This window comes from Bilophila wadsworthia ATCC 49260, assembly GCF_000701705.1.
Classification (GTDB): Bacteria; Desulfobacterota; Desulfovibrionia; order Desulfovibrionales; family Desulfovibrionaceae; genus Bilophila; species Bilophila wadsworthia.
Window position 1 is genome coordinate 1 of the sequence record NZ_JNJP01000163.1, and the last position, 3,743, is coordinate 3,743.

The window sequence follows — 3,743 nt, forward strand, 5'->3', positions numbered from 1 at the left end:
TTCCGCCTGCTTCGAGATGGATTTTGACACGGCTTCAGACGACAGGCCCACCATGTCGGCATATCGCTTCTCGAAGTCGAGACGGAGATCGGCATTCTTCTTCAGATCGTCGTCACGCTTGGCCTCGGCCTCCCGGAGCTTTTGCGTGTAGACCAATTCCGCCTTACGGATTTCAAGGGCTTTCTGCTCGGTTGCCTGTGTCGCTGTCGCCTGTTTGCGCTGGACTGACAGCTTCGCGGTTTCTTCCGCCGTAGCGACGGCATTCTTGCGTTCAAGCTCCAGCTTGGCCACGACCTGATCAAAACTTTTGGCTGCCGGAATATTGGCCTCTTCCAGTGCAGCTACTTCCTTCCTGAGCGTTTCCAATTTGGTGGAAGTCTGCTCTATGGCGCTGGCCTTTCCGCTGTGTTTTTTTCTGCGTTCCTCCTCTATTTTTGCGGCTTTTTCCTCGGCTTCGGTTGTTACCTTGAGCCGACCGAAATACTTGGTCATTGCGCCGCTGACTTCCTGAATCTGCCCTGCCGCGACGTGATATTGTTCCCCCAACGTCTTGATAAGAGCACCGCGTCCGCCCGTATCAAGGGCCTTCTTCAGGACTTCAAGCTGATCAACGCTGAAATCCTTAAAAGTGCCTGCGGCATCGCTCATGCCTTTAACGTTCGAAATCTTGGCTTGTGCTGTGCGGAGCCGCGTATCAAGTTTGTCCAGTGCAGCATCTACGCCTTCAAGCCCTATGCTCCACCCTGTGGCCAATTCCCCCTTGGCATTCGCGGTTGTCTGCCTGAGCTGTTCAAGCGTGCCTTCAATTTCAAGGCTCTTGGCGATCATGGCGGCCATCTTCAAAACAAAGGAATCACCCTCACCAACAAGACTGGTGATCATGTCATTCCATTCTTTCGTATCCAGATGCGCGGCCCGTATGCGCTCGTCAATCGCCCGCACCCTTTCGGCATAGGCGTTCAGATTATCTTGGGTGACATTTTGTCCGAGCTTGGCAAGTTCCCGTCCAAGCTCTTCAACTGCCTCCTTTGCCTCCTGTATGAGCGGAGCCTTGGCTATTCCCGCTCCAAAGATGGACAGGTCACTAAGAGTGCTGTTCACACCATCCACGGCAGCGGCAATATCAGTATTCAGAATATCGCGTTGGCGTTCCAGCGATTTTTTGTATGCCTCTTCCTGTTCTTCGGAGAAAGTCTTTACGGCATCCGTGGCCTTGCCCATTTTCTCTTTGTAGTCGTCAATGGTGGCCTGATGCTTGCGGAATATGTCGTCTGCGGACTGTGTGGAGCTGGAAAGAGAGGTAAAGGCAACAGCCGCTGCACCCACTGCGGCGGCAAGGCCGGCAGGCCCAAGCAAGCCGGACAGCGACCCGACAGCCGCCGCAACGGATGAAACATTGAAGGCGACGAGAGCGGCCTTTGCCGCTGTCACTGCTGCCCCGAGACCAGAAAGGGCCTTGATCGCCGCATAGACGCCAGCCGTCCACACCGCCCACTGAATGCCTTTGCCCACGATTGAGGCAATCTCGGCACCATGATCGGCAAGAACCTTCATGCCGGATGCAAGCTGTTTCATGACCTTGGCGGCAGCATCACCGTTCAGGAGTGAGGCCTGAAACCGCGTCCATTCCGTACTCAGGCGGTTCAACTGTCCCTGCAAACCCTGTGATGCTTCGGCGGCGGCAACGGCAAAGTCGTCATGCAGGACCTTGGCCAGCTTCGGAAGCATTTCTTCCGCCGTCACCTGCCCTTTCTTCAGCATGTCGTCGAGTTTCGCCGTGGTGACGCCCATGGCCTTCGCCGCCATGTCAAACGCACCGGGGAGGCGTTCGCCAAGCTGCCCGCGCAACTCTTCGGCTTGCACCTTCCCTTTTGAAATCATCTGACCGAGCGCGAGAAACACGCCGTCCATCTGGTCTTTGCTCAGAGCCAGCGCGGAACCCGCCATTGAGACGGATTCGAAAATGCCGTTCAGATGATCCTTGAGTGCGGAATCCTTGCCCGCAGCGAAAAAGCCCTTGGCGGCTTCCGCAGTCCCCTGAAACTGCAAGCCAAGCCGCTGCGTCACATCATACAGATAATCAAGCTGGTTCTGCGCGGCGGAAGATGAACCTGTGATTGTGGCGTAGGCCTTGTTCAGCCTGTCCATTTGAAGGGAAGCGTCCAGTACCTGTTTCCCGGCCATCGCCGCCGCAGCACCGAACGCCAACATACCGACGGCGTGGGCCTTTACCCCTGTCGCCAGTGTGGAGAGTGCCCCGGACGTGTCCCCCAACTCTACCCTCAGCTTGGCAAGCTGAAGCGTGGACAATCCGGCGTTCTTCTGCAGATACTCAAAAGCCCGGTTCGCGGTCGCGGCGGCCTGGGACTTGAGCATGGAATTGGTCAGGCCCTCAAGCTGCTTGGAGCTGACCCCGGCGGCCTTGGCAATCTCTTCCAGCCCAGAAACTTGCCCCTTGAACGCACCGGCAGACAAGGCGGCCTGCGCCGTCTTCAATTCCCGTGTGATCTTGTTGATGCCGCCGGTGAGGTCAACAGCCGAAACAGCATTGTTGATGCTCTTAGCGATGGCATCGCCCTGAGCCTTGGCCAGCTTTTTTGCGGCGTTCAGGTCGGTTTCAAACGCGGAGTAATCACCACGGATCGCTATGTAAATGCCGGGCGTTTTTCTTGCCATGCTTCACTTCCTGTCTAATGCGGCACGGCGATTTCTGCGGATGGACGTTGACTTTCCCGCAACCCTATGGTGTGGGGAGGGTAGGAGGAATAGATATGCGAAAACTGATTTATGTATTTGTGCTTATCATTATTGTAGCAGGTATCTTTCTTTATATGGAACAAAAAAATATGGCTAAGCACTCAACAATACAAGCATGTGAGAATGTTGTGCAAAGTGCTCTGAAAGCCCCTGATACCTACTCACTTCGCACGGCAACGATGATTGTCACTGAGGGTACAGAGCAACAACCAAAAATCATTATTGATTTTAGATACAAAAATCCTTTTGGCGTAGAAACGCGAGGTGAAGCTATCTGCACATTCACACAAGGCGCTTCTGATGTCGCTTTAAATGACTATCTTTTCCATAAAAATGAATGGAAACCTAACAATATTAAAGAGAAAGGTTCCCCTTTTCAGTCATTTGATCTTAACGAAGTCACAATAGATGGGCTTCCAGTAAGAATGGATATGATCACTCCACAGTGTATCTGGCTTACTAAACATCGCAAGGACGTTCAGGCAGACGAACTGCCCGGAAAAATTATTGGTCAGGAAACGCCACACACTTACGTTTTTTCTTCAGGTACATATGTTTACGAAGAAAAACCTCTTATAGTGAAAATCATTCAAAAATATTTCCCCACAAATAGCTAGTATTTCCCCCCCATACACATAAGAACACCGGGCCGGGACCCCACATCCCGGCCCATTCCATCCGCAAAAATCGCTATGCCGTTGTCAATGAACCGCTCACCGCGTGGATGCGTAAGCCTGTTGCGTTTTTTCAGCTTGTCTCGCTGCGTTGCGGCGGATGACCGTTTCCACGGCCTGCACCTTCCGCCACATGCCGGGCGTCAGTTCGATGCCGAAAGATTCCGCCACCAGCGCCAGCGCGTTGTAGTCGAACCCCACCGGGCCGCCCATGCCGGACATGCGGAGTTGGGTAGCGCCCGCCTGGAGCAGTTCCCATGCGGCGGCGTTGTCGGGCATGAGATCCGGGCAACGCCCCTCGCACTCTTCACA

3 protein-coding genes are annotated in these 3,743 nt (G+C 54.1%); 1 reads left to right on the plus strand and 2 read right to left on the minus strand.

Annotated features, from left to right (window positions below; all coding sequences use genetic code 11):
• Positions 1 to 2,676 (minus strand): tape measure protein (locus T370_RS23960; RefSeq protein WP_029436965.1); only part of this gene is annotated, 2,676 nt, incomplete at its 3' end.
• Positions 2,677 to 2,771: 95 nt separating this feature from the next.
• Here T370_RS23960 and T370_RS0121500 point away from each other — a divergent pair.
• Positions 2,772 to 3,374, plus strand: a complete 603-nt coding sequence (locus tag T370_RS0121500; RefSeq protein WP_029436966.1) for a hypothetical protein — start codon at positions 2,772 to 2,774, stop codon at positions 3,372 to 3,374.
• Between the two features lie 96 nt (positions 3,375 to 3,470).
• On the opposite strand, the gene T370_RS0121505 is transcribed toward T370_RS0121500, so the two are convergent.
• Positions 3,471 to 3,743, minus strand: a 273-nt coding sequence (locus T370_RS0121505; RefSeq protein ID WP_029436967.1) for a DUF1799 domain-containing protein, incomplete at its 5' end; no start/stop codon positions are given.